We start from the raw sequence: 21,372 nt of genomic DNA on the forward strand, positions 1-21,372 counted from the left end.
GGGCGGCGCGAGGGATCGCGCCGAGTTTGCCGTGCGTGCACGGATGCACGGTCGGCAAACCCCGCAGCGCGTCTGCGCAGTCCCGCGCGCACGATGCGCGCGGGACCAAGGCCGTGAGGGTGCCCTTCTCTTTGGTGACTTTCTCTTGGGCAAGCAAGAGAAAGCCACCGGCCCGCAGGGATGCGGGACGAACCCATACGGACGTAAGTCGGTTCTCGCGAAAGCGAACACGATCAGGGCAGCGCAAGCTTTCGGCGCAGGTCGAAACGCCCAAGCGCAGAGATGCGGGACGAATCAACAAGGACGTCGATGGGTTGTCGTGCAGACGTCCGAGCCAAACCAGCCCAGCCGGTTCGACGCAAGCCGAATCGGTCGCGGCCAGGCGCAGGGATGCAGGACGAACCCACGCGAATACGTTCGGTTTTCGTGAGAGCAAACAAGTCGAAGCAAGAACCGTTGTGCGGCGCAGCCCAAACGGGCGCCGCACGCGGGAATTTGGCGCCAGCCGCGTCCGCGCTTACCATCGGCCTTCGCCCATCCCTCCGGAGAGTCCCATGAAGACCGCCCTTGCCCTGGCGTTGGTCGCCGCATTGCCCGCGGCAGCCTTGGCCGCGCCGCATCCGTTCAACGTGCATGATCTGGTCACGCTGGATCGGGTCAGCGGGCCCGAGCTCTCGCCCGATGGCAAGACGGTTGCCTTCAGCGTGCGCCAGACCGATTACGAAGCCAACAAGGGCCGCAGCGGGATCTGGACGATTGCGGTCAGTGGCGGCGAGCCGCAGCGGGTCACCGACAAGGCGATCAATGCCTCGGGTCCGATCTGGTCGGCCGATGGCAAGTCGCTGTACTTCCTGTCCGCCAAGGACGGCGTGAGCCAGCTCTGGCGCATCGCGGCGCAGGGTGGCGTGGCGCAGGCGGTCACGTCGTGGGTGCTGGATGTCGGCAGTTTCCGGCTCGCGCCCGATGGCAAGGCCGTGCTGCTGTCGGCCGAGATCCTGCCCGGTTGTGCGAGCGAGGCCGACGCGCTTGCCTGCACCAAGAAGGAACTCGATGAGCGCAAGGCCGACAAGGCCAGCGGCACCGTCTACGACGAACTGTTCATCCGCCACTGGGACCAGTGGGCCGATGGTCGCCGCTCGCAGCTGTTCATTGCGGACTTGAATGCCGATGGCAAGGTCGGCACGCCGCGCCTGCTCAGCCGCGGCATCGATGGCGACGTGCCTTCCAAGCCCTTTGGTGACGCCAGCGAGTATGCGTTCTCACCGGATGGCAAGACGGTGTATTTCAATGCGCGTCTGGGTGGCCCGCATGAGCCGTGGTCGACCAATTTCGACATCTACTCGGTGCCTGCCGATGGTTCGGCCGCGCCGAAGAATCTCACCGCCGGCAATCCCGCGTGGGATGGTTATCCGCTGGCCTCGCGCGACGGCAAGCGTCTGTACTGGCTGGCGATGAAGCGCCCGGGTTTCGAGGCCGATCGTTTCGGCATCATGGAACTCGATCTGGCCAAGGGCAGCACGCGCGAAATCGATCCGGGCTGGGATCGCTCGGCCTCGGGTCTGCAGGAATCCTTCGACGGCAAGACGCTCTACACCGCCAGCGACGACTGGGGCGAGCATGCGCTGTTCGCGGTCGACGTGCGCAGCGGCAAGGCGACCAAGCTCAGCAGCGGTGCCAACGTGGCCGGCTATTCGGTGGGACGCAAGAACCTCGTCCTCGCGCGGCAGGATCACAAACACCCGACCGATCTGTACGCCACCAACCTCAAGGCCGAACGCGCCACCCAGATCACGCATTTCAACGCCGATCGGCTGGCCGACATCCGCTTTGGCGACACCGAGTTCTTCACCTTCAAGGGGCATGGCGGCGACATGGTGCAGGGCTATGTGGTCAAGCCGGCGGAGTACGTCGAGGGCCGCAAGTATCCGGTTGCCTTCATCGTCCATGGCGGTCCGCAGGGTGCGATGACCAACGATTTCCACTACCGCTGGAATCCGCAGACCTATGCCGGCCAGGGTTTTGCCGTGGTCACGATCAATTTCCACGGCTCCACCGGCTATGGCCAGAAGTTCACCGACGCGATTTCGGGTGACTGGGGCGGCGCGCCACTCGAGGATCTCAAGCTCGGCTGGGCCGCGGCGCAGGAAAAGTATTCCTTCCTCGACGGCAACCGCGCCTGCGCGCTGGGCGCGAGCTACGGCGGCTTCATGATGTACTGGATCGCCGGCGTGTGGAACGAGCCGTGGAAGTGCATCGTCTCGCACGACGGCGTGTTCGACAGCCGCATGATGGCCTATGCGACCGAGGAGCAGTGGTTCGACACCTGGGAACACGACGGCAAGGCGCAGTGGGAAGCGCCCGAGCTGTACGAGAAGTTCAACCCGGTCAACCATGTCAAGGATTGGCGTGCGCCGATCCTGGTCGTGCACGGCCAGCAGGATTTCCGCATCCCGGTGGAGCAGGGGATCGCCGCATTCACCGCCGCGCAGGGACGCAAGGTGCCGAGCCAGTTCCTGTATTTCCCCGACGAGAACCACTGGGTGCTCAAGCCGCACAACAGCGTGCTCTGGCATGACACCGTCAATGCCTGGCTCAAGCGCTGGACGGCGGTGGGCGAGCACTGAGTCCTGGCATGAAATCTGCGTGACCGACTTGTCGAAAAGCGCACACTTCGTGCGCTTTTCATTTGATTTGCCGAGGTCGTCGACTCTTGTCACCCGTTGCCGCACGGATCGAACCTGCGGCCAAGCAAAGGAAGGAACGATGCGAACCACAGCCTTGATGTCTGCCGTCACCATTTCCCTCGCATGCGCGAGCGCCACCGCGCAGGCTGCCGATTTCCCGGTCAGCGGAACCATCACGATCAACGGCACCAGCGCCCCCCTGCCGGCAGGCAGTACGTTCGGTGATTCCATTTACGATGCGCAGACCGGGCTGCTGTCGGTGGGCAAGTTCACTTTTCCGCAATCCTCGACGACGATCAACGTCTCGGGTTTCGGCCCCGTGACCGTGACCTATCAGGTCACCCAGACCAACACGTCGACCGCGCAGGTCGCCGGCGATGGCGTGGCGGCGATGACGGCGGTAGAACTCGAACTTGCGATCGTCTCGACCTCGCTGCCCTTGCCGGTCACGCCCTGCAGGTTTTCCCCGATCCCGCTCGACCTTGCCGGCAGCGGCACTTCAAGCGAACTGAGCCTCGAGGATACCGCCTTCAGCGTGCCGCCAACGGCCGATGCCTGCGGCGGATTCGCCAGCCAGATCAACAGCCAGCTCGCAACCAGCAATAACAGCATCGCCTTGGCGCTCACGGGCGATTTCACCCCGCCACCGGATACCGACACGATCTTCGAGGACGGCTTCGAGAGCTGAAGTTCACGATAAGGCGATACGCGAGCCGGTTGATATCCCGGAAAAGTAACTGCCCCATGTTGGGGTTTTCAGCGCGATTGTGCGTATCCCTCCAGGACACTGGTCGAACGGGGTCAGGAAAGGCTTGCGGTTCATTTCTTCCGGTTGACGAAGAAGGTCGTCGGGCATGCAGAAGAAATGAACCTCATCCCTTTGCGCCTGTTCGCAATTCCCATCCTGTCTGGAGGCGATGCATGTCCTGCGCATCCACCTTGCCGGCGTTGGCCCGCGGCTCACGCAAACTCGTCGTGACCCTGCTGTTGTTCGCCGTGGCCGGCGCCGCGCATGCGGCGAAGATCGAGGTCACCTCCGCCGGCGACACCGATCCGAGCGCGGTCGACACGTGCACCTTGCGCCAGGCCATCCTGTCGATGAACCGTCGGGTTCTGGTCGGCAATTGCGTCAATATTGGCGAAGTTTTCGGCAACCGTGACACCATCACGATTGCCGCGTCGACCTTCGGTGTGCACGGTGCCGCGCTGATCACCTTGGCCGACTCCACGGATGTCAGCGGCGACACCGGCGGCCAACTCGTCGTGAGCGCGCACAATGTCACCATCGACGGTGCCGCGCCCACGGTCTCGATGCCGGCGCGGCGCCTGGTGGTTCAGCGCGACGCCAGTGCTGTCAATGCCTTCCGCATCCTCGATGTCGTCACGCCAGCCGGCGGAAAGTTGAAGCTCGAGAACCTGGTCATCCGCAATGGCAACTTGGCGCCGAGCAATCCAGCGACAGGGTACAGCGGTGGTGGTGTGCGATCCGTCGCTGCGGATGTCGATGTCGACCATTGTACTTTCACGAACAATGCCGCCACCAACGATGGAGGTGGTCTCCATGCCTCGGGAGCGCAGCTGAGCATTCGCAATTCGAGTTTCAGCGGCAATTTCGGAGGGGAAGGCGGCGCGCTCGCGGCATATGGCAGCGAAGTGAGCATCGTGGACAGCGAACTCGACGGCAACACAGGCGAGGTTCTTGGTGGTGGCCTGTTTGCGGTGAACGAGGCCACGGTCAACGTGGTGCGCAGCAGGATCACCAACAATCGCTTGGACGACGTCATCAATGGCAACGGTGGCGGTATCTTCGTCGACGGCAACCTGAGCCTGGTCGACAGTACGGTTGCGAACAACGACGCGCGCATGGTCGGCGGCATCCTCGTTGGGTCCAACACGTCATCCGTGATCATTCACGGCAGCACGATAAACGGCAACACTGGCGTCGAAAGTGTGGGTGGCGTGTCGGTCTCGGGTGGGCTCGACATTGACAACAGCACCATCAGCGGCAACGCCGCCAGAATCGGCGGCATTCAGGCGGGGCATCTCGAGATGAGCCGCGCAACCGTCAGTCTGAATCATTCATTCGCGGGCAACGGAATCATCAACGTCAGCAGTGCCACGATTGACCAATCCATCGTCGCTGACAATTTCGTGGGGGAAACCGACCAAATCGTGGCCAGCGACGGCTGGAGCGGCGACTACAACATTCTCTCCACTGCCGGCTTGCTGCTCGCGCCATTGGCTGACAATGGCGGTCCCACCCAGACCATGCGTCCCGACATCCTCAGCACGGCGCTGGACAAGATCCCGGCGGCGCTTTGCGTCGGTCTCAAGGATCAACGTGGCGTTGCGCGCCCACAGGGCATGAAATGCGATATCGGTGCGTTCGAACTCGAGTCCGACATTCTGTTCGAGGATGGCTTCGAGCAGTGAACCCGCCTGCTGACACCACCCTGTCAGCAGCATCCTGTCAAACTGGCACTCGCCAACCACGCCAGAAGGATGTCGCAAATGAGTTCGCAAGCCCGATTGGAATTCTTCCACAACCCCCACAGCCGCGGCTGCATGACGCGGGCATTGCTGGAAGAGCTCGGTGTTTCGTTTGAAATGCACACCATCGATTTCCGCAAGGATGAGCAGCACTCGGCCGAATACCTCGCCATCAATCCGATGGGCAAAGTGCCGGCGCTTCGCCATGACGGCACCGTGATCACCGAGACGGTGGCCATCTACATCTACCTTGCCGATCGCTTCGACGCCGCCAAGCTGGCGCCGGCGCTGGATGATCCCGATCGCGGCAGCTACCTGCGCTGGCTGGTGTTCTATGCCGCTGCCTTCGAGCCTGCCGTGGGCGATCATGCCTCCAAGCGTCCGCCCCTTCCGCGCGGGCAATCGGGCTATGGCGATTTCGAATCGGTGATGGCCACCTTGAACAGCCAGCTTGCTGCGGGCCCTTATCTCCTCGGCAGCCGGTTCAGTGCGGCCGACGTGTTGTGGGCCAACGCCCTGGCTTGGGTCACGGGCTTCAAGCTGATCGAGTCGAACCCGCACATCGATGCCTACATGAAGCGCGTGCTGGAGCGGCCCGCGCAGCAACGCGCGCGGGCGGCTGACCAGGCACTTGCCGCGCAGATGGGCATGGCCGGCTGAGCAAAGGCAACGGGACCGGGTTCACTGCGGGCGTCTGCAATGCTGAGCGCCCGCGTGAGCGACGAGGAAAGTGAGCCTGATGGTTTGGTGCAAGCGGCTACCCGGCAAGCATGTTACAAATCGAGCATGCGTCGTGCCGACCGCTTGTTCCTCATCATCCATGCCTTGCGCGGGCGTCGTACCGCCTTGCCTGCGCGGCGGCTCGCGGAGACGCTCGGCGTGTCCTTGCGCACGGTCTATCGCGATGTCGCCGACCTGCAGCGCTCCGGCGTTCCGATCGAGGGCGAAGCCGGCATTGGCTATCTGCTGCGCAAGGGGGCCGATATTCCGCCCTTGATGTTCAGTCCGGAGGAACTGGAGGCCGTGGTCGTGGGCATGCGTTTCGCTCGCGCCTTCACCGGCGCACGCCTGATGCGCGCGGCCGATGCAGCGATGCTCAAGATCGAAGCGGTGTTGCCAGCGGACCTGCGGCAGCGAGTTGAACGGGTGCGCATCTTCGCCCCGGTCTGGCGCGATCACGAGACCAGTGCTCTTGGGCGCCTGCTCGATCAGCTCAATGAAGCGATCAACCAGCGCTCCGTGCTGGTCGTCGCCTATCGTGACGAAGCCGGACGTGACAGCGAACGAGAGATCGAACCTCTGTGCCTGGCGTTCTGGGGCGGCAAGTGGACCGTGGGCGCATGGTGCCGCGCGCGCAAGGCATTTCGCAGCTTCCGCCCGGATCGCATCGTGCGTTGTGCCGCCAGCGGGGAAGTCTTCCCCGACCTGCCCGGGCAAAGTCTTGCTGCCTACCTCACGGCCGTTGGTGCGGGCCGTGTGAGCGTGGGCACATGAGCCTGCTTCGAGCAGCGGATGATTCTCGTGGTGGCCGCTGATTCAAGCGAAATTCCGTTCGGCGCGCCGCTTCAGCGGCGTTTTCCCTACTCCCGGGAACGAAGGTTTTCTCCGGTCTTCCCTGGAATTCCCGGTTGAGGTTCAACGCTGATCCGGATTGGGATTGCCCTGGTCATCGCGATGCCGTCGCGCGAGTTCAGACACGACATCGGCGAGCCTGAGGTCGGCGCCGCGCAGCAGCACGAGCAGGTGGAACAGCAGGTCGGCCGCCTCGTTGCACAGCCCGTCCAAATCACCCGTCGCTGCCGCGAGCGCGGTTTCCACGCCTTCCTCGCCGACTTTCTGCGCGCGGCGCGCCGGCGCTGCGGCGAGCAAGCGCGCGACGTAGCTCGAAGCCGGGTCGACCTGTTTGCGTGACTCGATCAGGGCCTCGAGCTGGTTGAGCCAGGGATGTGCAGGCGCTTCGCCATCGAAGCAGCTGGGCGTGCCGCGATGACAGGTCGGGCCCTGCGGCAGCACTTGCGCAAGCAGGGTATCGCGGTCGCAATCGGCGGCCAGCGAAACGAGGCCAAGTACATGGCCCGACGTCTCGCCCTTCATCCACAGCCGCTGTGTGCTGCGTGACCAGAAATGCACGCGGCGTGTTTCCAGCGTGCGCTCGATTGCCTCGCGGTTGACGTAGCCGAGCATGAGTACGCGGCCATCGTGTGCGTGCTGGGCAATCAACGGCAAGAGGCCATCACCCTTGCTCCAATCGAGCGCATTGGCAACCAGGGTCATGGCCGCACCACGATGCCATGTGCGGCAAGTGCGCGCTTGAGCGCGTCGATGCGGATATCGCCGCTGTGGAACACGCTCGCGGCCAGTGCGGCATCGACATCGGCGCGCTCGAACACCTCGATGAAGTGCGCGATCGTGCCCGCGCCGCCGGAGGCCACCAGCGGCAGGTTCGTGGCGGCACGCACACACGCGAGCAGATCGCAGGCATAGCCCGCGCGCACGCCATCCTGACGGATCGCGTTGATGACGATTTCGCCAGCGCCACGTGCCTCTACTTCACGCACCCAGCCGAGCAAGTCGCGGCCGGCATCGTGGGCGGCGTCGGGCTTTCCGCTGTGGGCGACGACACGCCAACTGCCGGCGTGATCGGTCTGGGCATCGACATCGATGCCGATCACCACGCACTGGCTGCCGAAGCGCGCGGCCAGTTCCTCGATCAGCTGCGGGCGCGCGAGCGCGGGCGAGTTGACTGAAACCTTGTCGGCACCCGCGGCGAGCACGGCTTCCGCATCGTAGATGCCGCGGATTCCTCCCGCAACGCAGAACGGAATATCCAGTTCGCGGGCGACGCGCTCGACCCAGGCGGTATCGACGCAGCGGCCTTCGGGACTGGCGGTGATGTCGTAGAACACCAATTCATCGGCGCCTTCGGCGCTGTAGCGCGCGGCCAGCTCGACGATGTCGCCGACCACGCGGTGGTCGCGAAAGCGCACGCCCTTGACCACGGCGCCTTCGGCCACATCCAGGCACGGGATCACGCGACAGGCTGGCATGCGCGCAGTTCCTCCAGGCTCAGGCTGCCTTCGAGCAAGGCGGTGCCGGCAACGCAGGCGGCGACGCCGGTGCCGGCGAGCGCCTCGACATCGGCGCGATCGCGCACACCGCCCGAGGCGATCCATGCGATCTGCGGCCAGCGCGCGGCAAGCAGGCGATAGAGCGTGAGGTTGGGGCCGGCACGCATGCCATCGTGTTCGATGTCGGTACAAAGCACGTGCTGCAGGCCGGCGGCGAGCAGGCGTTCGAGCAGGTGCGTGAAGTCGATCCGGCTTTCGGTTTGCCAGGCATCGAGCGCGGGATACCAGTGGCCGTCGCCGCCGAGACGCAGATCGAGTGCGACGCACAGGCGCGCCGCGCCGAAGCGGTCGAGCCATGCCGCTACGGTGTTGGGTTCGCGCGCGGCGATGCTGCCGACCACGACACGGGCCACACCCGCATCGAACAGGCGCTGCACGTCATCCACGCTGCGCACGCCGCCGCCGGCCTGCACGCGCAGCCCGGACTGAGCGAGTCGGCCGATGAGATCGAGCTGGCGTGGCGTGCCTGCGCGCGCGCCGTCGAGGTCAACCACGTGCAGCCAGGTCGCACCGGCCTGTGCGTAGTCGCTGGCGAGTGCGAGCGGGTCGAGCGCGAACTCGCGCGATTGCGCGAAGTCGCCTTGGCGCAGGCGCACGACCCGACCGTCGCGCAGATCGATGGCAGGGATCACGAGCATGGCAATTCGAGGAAATTGGCAAGGATTTGGCGACCGACCGCAGCGGATTTTTCCGGGTGGAACTGCGTGCCCATGACGTTGCCGCGCGCGACCGCGGCGCTGAACGCGCTGCCGTGCCTGCTGCTGGCCAGGGTGTGCGCGTCGGTGGGCGCGGCATAGCCGTGAACGAAGTACACCCAGGGCTGTGCATCCAATCCGGCCAGCAGGGGATGCGCGCGACCGATCTCGAGCGTGTTCCAGCCCATGTGCGGCCAGCGTGGCGCGGCCGGCAGGCGCGCCACCGTGCCGGGCAAGAGACCCAGGCCTTCGACCTCGCCTTCGGCGCTGCGCTCGAACAGCAGCTGCATGCCCAGACAAATACCCAGCAGCGGTTGACTGAGTGTGCGGATGACGCGATCGAGCCCGCTCGCGCGCAAGCTGCGCATCGCCTGCGCCGCTGCACCGACGCCGGGCAGGATCGCGTGCGTTGCCGCGCGTATCGTCGTCGCCGCATCGCTGACCCGCGCCTCGACGCCGAGGCGCGCGCAGGCGGTGACGAGCGATCCGAAGTTGGCGCCACCGGCGGCGATGATCACGAGGTTCGTGCTCATGCGGTGACTCCACCCGCGAGCATGCCCTTGCTGCTGGGGATCTGCGCGCTCTCGATGCGGATGGCCTGACGCAGCGCGCGGCCGGTCGCCTTGAAACAGGCTTCGATCATGTGGTGCGCATTGCTGCCGACCACGCGCAGGTGAAGGGTCGCGGCAAGGGCATCGGCAAGACTGTGGAAGAAATGCGGCACCAGTTCGCAGGGCAGGCCGCCGACCGCTTCGCGCGGAAAGCTGCCGCTGAACACGAAGCCCGCGCGCCCCGAAAGATCAAGCACGACATCGGCACGGCTCTCGTCCATCGGCAGCGCGAAAGCGATCGCTCCGGCCTCGCGTTGTGGCAAGTCGGATGGGTCGAAGCCATAGCGGGCGATGCCACGTCGCTCACCGAGTGCGCTGCGCAGCGCCTGACCGAGCGCGAGCGCGCAGTCCTCGACGCTGTGGTGTTCATCGACCGCGAGATCGCCCGCGCAGCGCAGTTCGAGCGCAAAGCCGCCATGCACGGCGAGCTGTTCGAGCATGTGATCGAAGAAGCCGATGCCGGTACTGATCCGGGCGCGTGGCGCAGCATCGAGGTCGATCGCCACCGAGATCGAAGTCTCTCGCGTCTTGCGTTCGAGCTGGGCGCTTCGCGGCGCATCAAGCAGGGCGCTGGCGATCTGCGGCCAGCCAAGCGACTCGCCAATGCGAAAGCCACGCAGGCCCATGTTCGCAGCCAGCTCCAGATCGCTGTCGCGATCGCCAATCACCGCGCTGCGCGCACGGTCGATGACGCCATCGACCAGATAGTGACGAACCATTCCGACGCCGGGCTTGCGCGTGGGCGCGTGCTCGTGGGCAAAGTGACGGTCGATCAACACCTCGCGAAAGACGATGCCTTCGCCGGCAAGGATGTCGAGCAGCAATGCCTGCGGTCCATCGAAGTCGGCCTCGGGAAAACTTGCGCTGCCCAGACCATCCTGGTTGCTCACCATCACCAGCTCGTAGCCAGCCTCGACGCAGCGGCGCAGCGCGCTGATCGTGCCGGGCACGAGACGCAGCTTCGCATAGCTGTCGATCTGCTGATCGGGCGGTTCGACGATCAGCGTGCCATCACGATCGACGAACAGGATCTTCGCGGGCGTGCTCATGGGCAAGCTCCGGACAGTGCGGCGATCACGGCCTCGTTCTGCGCGGGTGTGCCGATGCTGATGCGCAGGCAGTTTTCCAGCCCGGGTTGAGTCGAGAAGTCGCGCACGAGGATGTCGTGGGCGAGCAGGCGCTCGAAGGCGCGACGCGCATCGGCGAAGCGCAGCAGCAGGAAATTGCCAGCCGATGGCCACGCGCTGCGCACGGCCGGCAGATGCGCCAGCGCAGCGCGCAGGCGTTCTCGTTCGCCAACCAGCAGGGCGATGCGTTCGCCCGTGCGCACGAGCGCGGCCGGTTCGAGCGCGCGCAAGGCCGCGCGCACGCTCGGCGCGGGCAAGGGGTAGGGCGGTGCGATGCGCGCGACGAGATCGACGATCTCCTCGCGGCCGATCAAGCTGCCGATGCGCGCGCCGGCGAGGCCATGCGCCTTCGACAAGGTGCGCAGCACCGCGAGATTGGCGTGATGTTCGATCAGGCCGCAGGCGCTGGGCGCATCGGCAAACTCGATGTAGGCCTCATCGACGACGAGCAGGGCGCGACCGGCGAGTGCGCTCGCAAGTGCGTCGATGTGCTGGTGAAACAAGGTGCCGCTCGGATTGTTGGGCGAGCACAGGAACACGAGTTTGGTGTCGTCGTCGACCAGCGCGAGCAGGGCTGTCGGGTCGAGTGAAAAATCATGGTCTGCATCGAGCGCGAGCGCGCGAAAGCGCGCGTCGTGCACGGTTGCACCGATGCGATACATGCCAAAGCTCGGCGCCAGCGCAAGCACGTTGTCGCGGCCGGCGCGGCAGAATGCGCGCAACAGCAGGTCGATGGCCTCGTCGCTGCCGCGACCGATCCACAAGCGTTCGGTACTGACACGGTAGAGCGCGGCAAGTCGCTCGCGCAGCAGTTCGGGTTGCGGCTCGGGATAGCGGTTGAGCGCATCGCTGCGCGCGTCCTCGGTTTCGTCCCATGGCAGTTCGTTGGCATCCAGACGGATGCGCGCGGTGTAGCCGCTGCGCCGCGCAGAGGCATAGGGCTTGAGCGCGACCAGTTCCGGTCGCGCGCGCAGCAGGAGGCTCATGGCGCCCGATCCAGTGCGGCCAGGCGCAGGTCGACCGCGCGCGCGTGCGCTTCGAGGCCTTCGGCGCGCGCGAGCAGGGCGGCATCGGGGCCGACCTCGCGCAGGCCATCGGCATTGAGTTCCTGCACGTAGACGCGGCGCATGAAGCTGTCGACGCCGACACCGCCGAAGGCGCGCGCGAAGCCGAGCGTGGGCAGGACGTGATTGGGGCCGGCGCAGTAGTCGCCCACGGTTTCCGGAGACCACGCGCCGAGGAAGATGCTGCCCGCGTTGGAGAGGGCAGGCAGCAGATTGCGCGGCTCGCGCACGTTGACGATGAGGTGCTCGGGCGCGTAACGCTCGGACACTTCGATCGCCTGCGCGAGATCGGCGACCTTGATCAGCCGCGCGTGCGCGAGCGCCGCATGTGCAATCGCGCTGCGCGGCAGGCTCGCCAGTTGCCGTTCGAGCGCGCACGCCACCGTATCGAGCAGGTGGGCGTCCGGACTCACCAGCACGACTTGCGAATCACTGCCGTGTTCGGCCTGCGCGAGCAGGTCGGCGGCAACGAAGTCGGGATCGGCGAAGGCGTCGGCGATCACCAGCACTTCGGACGGGCCCGCGGGCAGATCGATCGCGGCGCCCTGCGGATCGGCGGCGACTTCGAGCTTGGCCGCAGTGACCCAGGCATTGCCAGGTCCGAACAGTTTGGCGCAGCGGGGCACCGTCTGCGTGCCGTAGGCGAGCGCGGCGATCGCCTGCGCGCCGCCGATCTTGAACACGTGGTTGATGCCGCACAGTCGCGCGGCGGCGAGAATCGCCGGATCGGCGCTGCCGTCGACGCGTGGTGGCGTGGCCAGCACGATCTGCTGACAACCGGCGACGCGCGCCGGCACCGCGAGCATCCACACGGTCGAGGGCAGGGGCGCGCTGCCGGCCGGTGCGTAGAGGCCGACCGTGCCGATCGGCCGCAGCAGCTGCTCGCAACGCACGCCGCGCGCGGTGTCGCAGATCAGATCCTTGCCGCGCTGCGCACGGTGAAAGGTTTCGACGCGCTCGATCGCGCGCTCGATCGCATTGCGCAGCTCCGGTGCCATGCCCATGAGCGCAGCCGCGAACTCCTCGTCGGTGACCGCGAAGCTGTGCAACGTGGCCTGGTCGAAGCGCGCGCTGTACTCGCGCAGGGCGGCGTCGCCGCGTGCGCGCACGTCGGCGATGATTGCGCGCACGGACTGCAGGCGGACCGGATCGGCGAGCGGCGCCGGTCGTGCGAGGGTCCGGTCGCGGGCGCGCTCATCGAGCATGTTCCAGTCGATGACGCGCGTGACGCGGGCGAGTTCGGGCCGTGCGTTCATGCGAGCATTCGCTCGACATTGAGCACGAGCAGTCCGTGTGCGCCGAGCCGCTTGAGTTCTTCAAGGTGCTGCCAGTCGAGCTGCGCATCGCACAGGGCTTGCAGCGCGATGTCGTCGGGGCGGCCGTCGAGGCCGAGCACGCTGGGTTGCTCGCGCGTGGGCAGCAGGCGGCGAATCTCGTCGAGCGCGCTGCGCGGAGCCTGCAGCATGAGCAATCGCGCGCCATCACCCGAGAGCGCAGCACCGATGCGTGCGCAAAAACGTTCGATCAGGGCGCTGGTCGCCGCCGCTGGCGCATGCGGGCTCGTCACCAGCACCGCTTCGCTGCGCAAGACGGTGGCGATCTCGTGCAACTGATTGGCGGCGAGGGTAGCGCCGCTGGAGACGAGGTCGCAGATGGCATGCGCCTTGCCCAGCCGTGGCGCGATTTCGACCGAGCCGTTGAGCACGACGACTTCGGCGTCGATGGCCTGCTCACGCAGCCAGTTTGCGGTGAGCTGCGGGTAGGACGTGGCGATGCGCAGGCCGGCAAGATCTTCGATGCGCTCGATCGGGCCGCCGTCGGGTACGGCGAGCGCAAGGCGACACTGGCCGAAGCCAAGCGCGCGCAACTCGCCGGGGAACGGCGTCCCCTGCGCGGCGAGGCGCTGTTCGTCGAGTACGTTACGGCCGACGATGCCGAGTTCGCAACTGCCCTCGACGAGCAGCCCGGGGATATCGTCATCGCGAACCAGCAACACGTCGACCGGCAGGTTTTCGCCGTAGAGGAACAGCTTGTCGCGGCTCTCGCGGAAGGCGAGGCCGGCACGCCGCAGCAGGCCGAGCGAATCCTGCGACAGGCGCCCTGATTTCTGCACGGCGATGCGCAGCCGTTCGCGAGTGCTGATCATGACGCGGCTCGGCTGCGCGGCTTGCGCGCCGGTTTCAGTCGGGCTGCGGCCAGGGCATAGCCGCCCGCGCCCTGTTCGAGGCAGCGCGCGACGCGGCCGATGGTGGTGATGCTCACCGCGGTTGCCTCATGGATCTGCCGATACGGCTTGCCGGCGAGCAGTTGCGGCACCACGCTCCAGCGCTCGCGCATCGCCTCGCGTTCGGCCGGCGTGCACAGGTCGTCGAGAAAGGCCTGCATCTCGGCCACGCTGCGCAAATTGAGCAGTGCTTCGCACAACGCGCGTTCGGAGCGGCGCGAATCCAGGCTCGGGGAAAGTGGTCTGCGTTTCATTTCAATGTACTAATGCGCTAATACGCTACGAAGTGTAACGGTGCGGCATTTTCGCCGTCAAGCCTGCGGGTCGGCGGGGGTCCGAGAGATGTGGCGCGCCAGCTGCCGCCGAGGGTGGCGACGTGAGCTCAGTCGAGTGTGCGCGGATCGAGCAAGTCGCGTGGCAGGTCGCGGAGCAAGGCAGCGAGCGGCATGAGCAGGGGGCCGAGCGCCGAGCTCTTGCGCCAGAGCATGGCGATGCGGCGGCTGGGTACCTCGCCGCGGAAACGCAGGAGTTGCACGTGCGCCGACGGCGCAACGGGCGGCTTGACCGCAAGCAGTGGCAGCAGGGTGATGCCGACATTGGCGGCAACCATCTGGCGCAGGGTTTCAAGGCTGGTGGCGCGAAATCCTGCATGCTCGCCTGCGCCGGCATGGCGACACACCTCGAGCGCCTGGTCGCGCAGGCAATGGCCGTCGTCAAGCAGCAGCAGGTCCTGGTTGGCGAGATCGTCGATGGTGATCGACTTGCGCCGTGCCAGCGCGTGGCCTTCTGGCAGTGCCAGCAGGAAGGGTTCCTCGAACAGCATCTCGACGTGCATCTGCTCGTCATGGATTGGCAGTGCGAGCAAGGCCGCGTCGAGCCGTCCCTCGCGCAGCTGGGTGAGCAGCACTTCGGTTTTTTCCTCGACCAGCAGCAGTTCGAGTCGCGGCCAGCGCGCGTGGATGCGCGGCACGATGTGCGGCAACAGGTATGGGCCGAGGGTGGGAAAGATTCCGAGGCGCACGGCGCCGGATTCGGGGTCATGGGTGCGCCGGGCGAGTGCCTTTATGGCATCCACGTCATGCAACACGGTGCGTGCGCGGGCAACGATGTCGCGGCCCACGTCGGTCAGCAGCACCTTGCGTGGCGCACGTTCGACCAATTGCACACCGAGCTCCTCCTCGAGCTTGCGGATCTGCGTCGACAGGGTCGGCTGGCTCACGAAGCAGGCTTCGGCAGCGCGGCCGAAATGCCGATGATCGGCCAGGGCGACGAGATAGTGGAGGTCGCGCAGGTTCATGCGGTCAATTGAAGCAGGCGATTGCACACTGCGTAAAGATCAGCGCGGTTAATTGGTCGGATGCGGCATGGAAATTCCATGCAAGGGCTGGCCGGGTAGGCAATCCGGCACAGGCGCGGCCCGCCGCATCTTGGCAGATTGGACGTTTTGCGAGGCGGAGGATTGCGATGTTGCGCGTCATGCTTGCCGGTTTGTTGCTGTTGATTGCCGCGCCACTTGCCCGTGCCGCCGTCGAGCCGGTGCCGACCGGCAAGCTGCCGACCGATGCCGTTCCGCTGTCCTACGCGCTGCACTTCAAGGCAGATCCGCGTCAGGATCGCTTCGAGGGGCACACCACCATCCAGGTACGGCTCAAGGCACCGGCCGAGCGCGTTTGGCTGCATGCGCAGGAACTGGACATCGGAAAGCTGCAGGTGAGCGGCGCCGATGGCAAGCCGATCATGGCGAGCACGCACCTGCATCCGCAAGCCGGCGTGCTCGAGGTGCGCTTCGACAAGGCAATTGCAGCGCAGACGATCGCGCTCGATTTCCAGTACAGCGCCCCATTCAACGCCAAGTTGCAGGGCCTGTACAAGGTCAAGGTTGGCGATGACGCCTATGCGATGACGCAGATGGAGCCGATCAGCGCGCGCTTTGCCTTCCCGGGTTTCGACGAGCCGCGTTTCAAGGTGCCGTTCGACATCTCGTTGACCGTGCCGGTGCAGGATGTTGCGGTGGCCAATACCTTGCAGACAAGCGAAGTGAAATCGGCCGACGGCAAGTGGAAGACGCTGACGTTTGCCACCACCAAACCGTTGCCGACCTATCTGGTCGCGCTCGCGATCGGACCTTGGGATGTGGTCGAGGGCAAGCCGATTCCGGCCAATGCCGTGCGCAAGCAAGCCTTGCCCCTGCGTGGCCTGGGTCCGCGCGGCAGCAAGCAGCGGCTGGGCTGGGCGCTGGAAACCGCCGCCGCAATCGTGCCGTTCTTCGAGGACTACACCCGGCAGGCCTATCCCTTCGACAAGCTCGACCTGCTGGGCGCACCCGACTTTTCCGCGGGGGCGATGGAGAACGCGGGCCTGATCATCTACCGCGATGCGGCCCTGCTGGCCGATGGCAAATCCGCCGCCGGACAATTCCGTGGCGTGTTCAACATCAATGCGCACGAGATCGCGCATCAGTGGTACGGCGATCTCGTCACCGTACCTTGGTGGAACGACATCTGGCTCAACGAAGCCTATGCGACCTGGGGCCAGGCCAAGGTGGCGATGGCGCTGCATCCCGAATATCAGGCCGATTTGGGCGCGCTCGAAGGCCGCCTATACGCGATGGGCAGCGACAGCCTGCTCAGCACGCGCAAGGTCCGCCAGCCGATCGAGAACCATGGCGACATCCAGACCGCGTTCGATGGCATCACCTACCAGAAGGGCGCATCCGTGCTGACGATGTTCGAGAACTGGGTCGGTGAAGCCACCTTCCGCAAGGGCATGCGCGAGTATCTCGCCAGCCATGTCTTCGGCAGTGGCAGCTCGGATGATCTGATCGCTTCGCTGACCAAGGCCAGCGGCAAGGGTGAAGCCTTCGCCAAGGGCATGCGCAGTTTTCTCGACCAGCCCGGCGCGCCCCTGATCAAGGTACAACTTCAGTGCAAGGCCGGCAGGCCGAATCTGGAACTCGCACAGACACGCTATCTGCCCTATGGCGTGATGAGCAAGGACGTGCAGCAATGGACGGTGCCCGTGTGCTTGCGTCTTGGGCATGGCGAGCGCAGCGACACGCAGTGCGTGCTGCTGGACCAGCCGCAACAGCACTTCGCGCTCGATGGTGCCTGTCCGGATTGGGTGATGCCCAATGCCGATGCGCGTGGCTACTACCGGTTCGAACTCGATGGCGAGGGTTTCGCCCAACTCGCCAAGGTCAGCGCGAAACTCAATCCGGCCGAACAGCTCATGTATGCCGATGCCCTGTCCTCGGCGTTCAGTCGCGGCACGCTGCCACCGACCCGCCTGCTCGAAGCGATGCCCGCGCTCGCCAGCTCGGAGTTGCCGCAGGTCGCCACCGCGCTGCTGGGGCGCTACAACTGGATCACCGAGTACCTCGTCGATGAACCGACTCGCGCCGTGCTCAATGACTGGGCGGCGTCACTGTATGCGCCGCAGATGAACAAACTGGGATGGCGCCGCGTCGAGGGCGAGAGCGGCACCACCACGGCCCTGCGTTCACGACTCTCCAATTTCCTCGCCTTCGACGCGCGTGATCCGGCTGCGCGCGCCGCCCTCAACCAGCAAGGTCGTGCCGCCCTGGGTCTGGACGGCTCGGGTACGGTCGATCTCGCACGCGCCGATGCCGACCTGCTCGGCAACGCGCTGCGGGTCGCAGTGGAAGAAGGCGGCGCATCTGCCTTTGATGCCACGCAAAAGGCTTTCGAGGCCAGCCGCGACACCCGTCAGCGCTATGCGCTGCTGGAGGCGCTCGGCTCGACCCGTGATCCCGTGCTGGCAGCGCGCGCACGCGACTATGGCCTGAGCAAGGCCGTGCAGCTTGGCGAGATGGCGATGCTCTACGGCGCGCAGATGTCCGAGCCGAAAAATCGCGCAGCGACCTGGCAGTGGATGACCGAGCATTACGATGCATTCCGCGCGCGCCTCACGCCGTTTTCGGCGGGACGCATGCCGGGCATGTTCTCCGGTGGTCGCTGCAGCGATGCCGAAGCGGACGCGCTGTCGGCGTATTTCGCACCACGCATCAAGGACCTGGTCGGCGGCGAACGTGGACTCAGGCAGTCGCTCGAACGCATCCGTCAATGCGGCGCGCTGCGCGGCCATGTCAATGCCCGACCGCTCAAGGAATGGGCGGTGTCGCACAAGGCCGGGTAAGCAAGTCGATCGCGTGGCTGGCGGCCTGTTCGAGGTGTCGCCAGCCGCGCCGGGTCCTGCAGATCGGGTGCCGCCGCTGGAACGTGGCGGGAATCGAGCCGACTGTGGCGTGCGCGTTGCGCTTGGCGAGTGCTCGATCGTGGTGCCGGCGGCACGAGTCGGCGCCTCGCTCCGGCCTTGCGCCGGCCCCGGCGCCTTCCGGGCACGATCGGCGCACATGCACGCGGTGAATTTCGGCGCGTGTTCGTCCATCAACAGCGGGCGGGCAGGATGGCCTTGCGCCACGCCCTGGCCATTGAGACGGTGGGGCGAATCCAGGCGCCACGGCTGCCTCAAGGACACAGATGTCGAACCGGGTTTCGATGTGCAGCGGATGGCTTTGGGATTGCGGACACGAAAGCGCATACAAGGAAGGCATCGTCCCGTCTGGATTGGCCATCATGCAAGGTTCACGCACCCTCATTGCCCTTGTCGCCGCGTTCGCGGCGTTCGTTGCCATGCCGCTCTACGCGCAATGGACGCCGCTGTGGAGTGGTGCTTGGCAGAACGAGCTGGAAGCCCGCTCCGCGTATCCGATTGGCGTCAAGGTTGTCGAGGGCGGACGCAGCTTCGCCCTGCTGTCGGTCGCGCATGACGGGCAGGAACACCTTGCGCTCGCGCGGTTCGACGAAGGCGGCAGCTTTGTCTGGATGCGCGAACGTCCGGGCGGCGACAATCCGGGCTTCCAACCGCTGGCAAGCGGGCTGGTGGTGGTGGCCGACAACCTCGGGCCGGTCGTGCGCGTGCGCGCCCATGATGGCGTCTCCGGTGATGTCGTCTGGGAAGATGCATCGCGCAACGGAACGCTCGCTGCGGGCGAGCACGTGGTCGTGGTTGGCGTCGACGGTGGGCTGATGCTGCCGGCAATCGACGGGGATGACATCGTGGTGATTCGTTACGGGGCGGATGGCAGCCTGCGTCCGACCTGGCGCTGGTCGCCCGGCCCGGAATTCCGCAGGGCCGAAGACATCATCGCCCTGGCAGACGGTGGCGCCGTGCTCGGCGTGGCCGGCAACCGGTTATCGGGTGGCTATATCGTCGTGCGCTTCGACGCGCAGGGCGGTGTGGTGTTTCATGACCGCGAACTGGGCACGTTCGACGGCGGCACCTTCAGCCGCCGCCTCCGACTCGGCGTCGACACTGGCGGCAACGTGCTCGCGCAAGGCGTGTTGCTCAATCCGCTGCGCAACTTCCAGGCGCAGGTCTGGAAGCTCGCGCCCGATGGCTCCCGGCTGTGGACCACGCAGCTGGTGAATCCGATCAATCAGAATCTGGGCATCGAGGCGGATGGATTCGTGCTGGATGCCGGCGGTGACGCCTTGGTGGCGATCGACCCGATCCTCGACCACCCGATGCGGCTCGTGCGGCTCGATGGCGCCACGGGCATGCCGCAAGGCTTCGCGGACGCGGCACTTGAGGGCATGCCGCACAGCCTGGTGCGCGAGCCCAACGGGCGCCTCTTGCTCGCCGGAACCTATTACGTGAATGCGCAGGGACACATCGGCGCGCGGCTGGCGGAATTTGATGCCCAGCTGCGGCCCTGTCGCTCCAGCGATCTCGGCGCGCAATACGCCGTCGCGGTGCCCGAAGGCGGCGCCACCGGCTGGACGGTCATCGCCAATACACGCTGGGTCGCAGGCAACAACGAGGCGGTATTGTCCCGCTACGACGCGCAAGGCAGCTGCGAATTTGGCGACGCGATCTTCACCGATGCCTTCGAAGCTGCCGTGTCCGCCGACTGATTCACACGACGGCATGGCTTGGCAATTCCGTTTGAAGGAATGACGCCTGCAGCTGCCACGGTCAGCCATCGTGCGCAGGCATGGTGTGCCTCCGGCCCCGGCTTCCGGGCTCAGTCGTCCAGCCAGCCGTCGATGGACAAGGCCGGGGTGCTCAGGCTCACGGCAGGATTTTCCTCGAGCAGTCGCTTGTCGATTGGCAGGCGCAGTTCTCCGGAGGTCGATTGCAACGCGATCTCGCCTGCGTTGGCGTGGATGACCAGATGGGCCGCGTGACCCGCCTCGAAGCGAATGAGCAGTCCTCGCAGTCTGGGCGCGAACAATGAAAGCGCGCCTGCGCCGTGATTGAGGTATGCCTGCAGCTGTTCACTGAACGCGCTCAAATCGCGGTAGCGCCATTCGAGTCCGGCAGGCACTTTGGCGGTGACATTGGCGAGGATCTGGCAAGTGGGCGCGCCATCGGGCTTCTGCAGCCAAAGCTGCGCGCCGCGCTCGGCCAACTCGCGCTCGATGGGTATCTCCACGCGCCCATCGGCAGCAACGACCAGCTGGCGAACCTGCTCGCCGACGATCAGGCTGATCTTCGCGCCTGGACAGGCGCGGCGGGCATGTTCCTCGCACACCCGCAGTTCGCCTTGCAGGCGGTCGAACCTCGGCTCTGCGAGCAACAGCAGTGGCCCGAGCTCCTCGGCGTAGGAGAGGCGCCGCTCCTTGGCGGCCGCCGGCGCTGTGAGCGATCCAAGCAGGCAGGCCAAACCTGCGAATTTGATGAGACGGACGAGGTATGTCATGGGGAACCACGGGCAATCGGTGCCGGATGATCGCTGATCGGGTTTCCGCGCAGCTTGCGCAGCGGCCTGACACGCGGTGATCCGGAATTGGTTGTTGTGAATGTGGGCCGGGTCGAATGCGGCCATCGCTGCTGTCTCGACCCGCCGCCGTCCGCATCGGCCCGCGTGCCGGCATGACCGTGCAGGCCATGCGCGCATGAGCACCGCCACGGTGAACCGCCGACGCGCCGGGGTTGGCGCGGGTTGGTTCAAGGTCGCTGGGCCAGCGCCGCCTCGATGGCCTTCACATGGAAGCCATTGATGGCCTTGCCGTCGATGACGATCAGCGGCGTACCCTGGCCACCCAGGGTGTTGAATTGGTTGTTCGCGCTCGCCGAGGTTTCGATATCGCGCTCATCCCAATCCAGGCCCTTGTCCTTGAACCAGGCGCGGGCCTTGGCGCAATAACCGCAGCTCTGCGTGGTGTACATGACGATGTGTGGCGCCGCTGCGGCTGTGGACTGGGCAGCCGATGCGTTCGGCAGGAACAGTGTCGAAACAACGCCGGTCATGACCAGCGCAAGGACAAGTACGAGTTGTCGCATTGCAATCCACCTCGATCAGGAGTGCCGTCGCGCAGCGGACG

General features: G+C 65.8%; 19 protein-coding genes. 7 read left to right on the forward strand and 12 right to left on the reverse strand.

Annotated elements, in window-relative coordinates:
• The first annotated feature begins 554 nt into the window (after positions 1 to 554).
• The 5 genes from KF759_RS11570 (at position 555) to KF759_RS11590 (ending at position 6,668) form a co-directional block, all read left to right on the forward strand.
• Positions 555 to 2,624: a S9 family peptidase gene (locus KF759_RS11570; RefSeq protein ID WP_291225653.1), complete on the forward strand. Its 2,070-nt coding sequence runs from the start codon at positions 555 to 557 to the stop codon at positions 2,622 to 2,624.
• Positions 2,625 to 2,763: 139 nt separating this feature from the next.
• Positions 2,764 to 3,372, forward strand: coding sequence for a hypothetical protein (locus KF759_RS11575; protein WP_291225655.1), 609 nt, complete (start codon positions 2,764 to 2,766; stop codon positions 3,370 to 3,372).
• A gap of 29 nt (positions 3,373 to 3,401) precedes the next feature.
• A complete protein-coding gene (locus KF759_RS11580; RefSeq protein WP_291225657.1) occupies positions 3,402 to 5,117 on the forward strand; it encodes a right-handed parallel beta-helix repeat-containing protein in 1,716 nt (571 codons plus the stop codon).
• A 78-nt stretch (positions 5,118 to 5,195) separates the two neighbouring features.
• Positions 5,196 to 5,834: a glutathione S-transferase family protein gene (locus KF759_RS11585; protein ID WP_291225659.1), complete on the forward strand. Its 639-nt coding sequence runs from the start codon at positions 5,196 to 5,198 to the stop codon at positions 5,832 to 5,834.
• Between the two features lie 126 nt (positions 5,835 to 5,960).
• Complete coding sequence (locus tag KF759_RS11590; protein ID WP_291225661.1) at positions 5,961 to 6,668, forward strand: YafY family protein; 708 nt, start codon at positions 5,961 to 5,963, stop codon at positions 6,666 to 6,668.
• Between the two features lie 141 nt (positions 6,669 to 6,809).
• Here KF759_RS11590 and hisIE read toward each other — a convergent pair whose 3' ends face one another.
• The 10 genes from hisIE to oxyR form a co-directional block, all read right to left on the reverse strand.
• On the reverse strand, positions 6,810 to 7,448 hold the full coding sequence (hisIE, locus tag KF759_RS11595) for a bifunctional phosphoribosyl-AMP cyclohydrolase/phosphoribosyl-ATP diphosphatase HisIE (RefSeq protein WP_291225663.1): 639 nt from the start codon (positions 7,446 to 7,448) through the stop codon (positions 6,810 to 6,812).
• The gene (hisF, locus tag KF759_RS11600) at positions 7,445 to 8,221 is read right to left on the reverse strand and encodes an imidazole glycerol phosphate synthase subunit HisF (RefSeq protein ID WP_291225665.1); all 777 of its coding nucleotides are present in this window, start codon (positions 8,219 to 8,221) and stop codon (positions 7,445 to 7,447) included. The genes hisIE and hisF overlap by 4 nt, the downstream gene beginning before the upstream one ends.
• Positions 8,203 to 8,940 carry a 1-(5-phosphoribosyl)-5-[(5-phosphoribosylamino)methylideneamino] imidazole-4-carboxamide isomerase gene (locus KF759_RS11605; protein ID WP_345777431.1) on the reverse strand — a complete coding sequence of 246 codons (738 nt, stop codon included), beginning with the start codon at positions 8,938 to 8,940 and terminating at the stop codon, positions 8,203 to 8,205. The genes hisF and KF759_RS11605 overlap by 19 nt, the downstream gene beginning before the upstream one ends.
• Positions 8,931 to 9,530 carry an imidazole glycerol phosphate synthase subunit HisH gene (hisH, locus tag KF759_RS11610; protein ID WP_291225667.1) on the reverse strand — a complete coding sequence of 200 codons (600 nt, stop codon included), beginning with the start codon at positions 9,528 to 9,530 and terminating at the stop codon, positions 8,931 to 8,933. The genes KF759_RS11605 and hisH overlap by 10 nt, the downstream gene beginning before the upstream one ends.
• On the reverse strand, positions 9,527 to 10,657 hold the full coding sequence (hisB, locus tag KF759_RS11615; RefSeq protein WP_291225669.1) for a bifunctional histidinol-phosphatase/imidazoleglycerol-phosphate dehydratase HisB: 1,131 nt from the start codon (positions 10,655 to 10,657) through the stop codon (positions 9,527 to 9,529). The genes hisH and hisB overlap by 4 nt, the downstream gene beginning before the upstream one ends.
• A complete protein-coding gene (gene hisC, locus KF759_RS11620) occupies positions 10,654 to 11,721 on the reverse strand; it encodes a histidinol-phosphate transaminase (protein WP_291225671.1) in 1,068 nt (355 codons plus the stop codon). Before hisC ends, hisB begins: the two co-directional genes overlap by 4 nt.
• A complete protein-coding gene (hisD, locus tag KF759_RS11625; RefSeq protein WP_291225673.1) occupies positions 11,718 to 13,055 on the reverse strand; it encodes a histidinol dehydrogenase in 1,338 nt (445 codons plus the stop codon). Before hisD ends, hisC begins: the two co-directional genes overlap by 4 nt.
• Positions 13,052 to 13,945, reverse strand: a complete 894-nt coding sequence (gene hisG, locus KF759_RS11630; RefSeq protein ID WP_291225675.1) for an ATP phosphoribosyltransferase — start codon at positions 13,943 to 13,945, stop codon at positions 13,052 to 13,054. Before hisG ends, hisD begins: the two co-directional genes overlap by 4 nt.
• Positions 13,942 to 14,277, reverse strand: coding sequence for a YerC/YecD family TrpR-related protein (locus KF759_RS11635; RefSeq protein ID WP_291225677.1), 336 nt, complete (start codon positions 14,275 to 14,277; stop codon positions 13,942 to 13,944). The genes hisG and KF759_RS11635 overlap by 4 nt, the downstream gene beginning before the upstream one ends.
• Before the next feature lie 128 nt (positions 14,278 to 14,405).
• Complete coding sequence (gene oxyR, locus KF759_RS11640; protein ID WP_291225679.1) at positions 14,406 to 15,320, reverse strand: DNA-binding transcriptional regulator OxyR; 915 nt, start codon at positions 15,318 to 15,320, stop codon at positions 14,406 to 14,408.
• 167 nt (positions 15,321 to 15,487) lie between these two features.
• Between oxyR and KF759_RS11645 the strand changes: the two genes are divergently transcribed.
• Positions 15,488 to 18,178 carry a M1 family metallopeptidase gene (locus tag KF759_RS11645; RefSeq protein WP_291225681.1) on the forward strand — a complete coding sequence of 897 codons (2,691 nt, stop codon included), beginning with the start codon at positions 15,488 to 15,490 and terminating at the stop codon, positions 18,176 to 18,178.
• A gap of 440 nt (positions 18,179 to 18,618) precedes the next feature.
• The gene (locus KF759_RS11650; RefSeq protein ID WP_291225683.1) at positions 18,619 to 19,959 is read left to right on the forward strand and encodes a hypothetical protein; all 1,341 of its coding nucleotides are present in this window, start codon (positions 18,619 to 18,621) and stop codon (positions 19,957 to 19,959) included.
• Positions 19,960 to 20,069: 110 nt separating this feature from the next.
• On the opposite strand, the gene KF759_RS11655 is transcribed toward KF759_RS11650, so the two are convergent.
• Together KF759_RS11655 and KF759_RS11660 are read right to left on the reverse strand one after the other, a co-directional pair.
• A complete protein-coding gene (locus KF759_RS11655; protein WP_291225685.1) occupies positions 20,070 to 20,747 on the reverse strand; it encodes a DUF2987 domain-containing protein in 678 nt (225 codons plus the stop codon).
• 248 nt (positions 20,748 to 20,995) lie between these two features.
• Positions 20,996 to 21,331 carry a glutaredoxin domain-containing protein gene (locus KF759_RS11660; RefSeq protein ID WP_291225687.1) on the reverse strand — a complete coding sequence of 112 codons (336 nt, stop codon included), beginning with the start codon at positions 21,329 to 21,331 and terminating at the stop codon, positions 20,996 to 20,998.
• Positions 21,332 to 21,372: the final 41 nt, after the last annotated feature.

This window comes from Dokdonella sp., from assembly GCF_019634815.1.
Lineage (GTDB): Bacteria > Pseudomonadota > Gammaproteobacteria > Xanthomonadales > Rhodanobacteraceae > Dokdonella_A.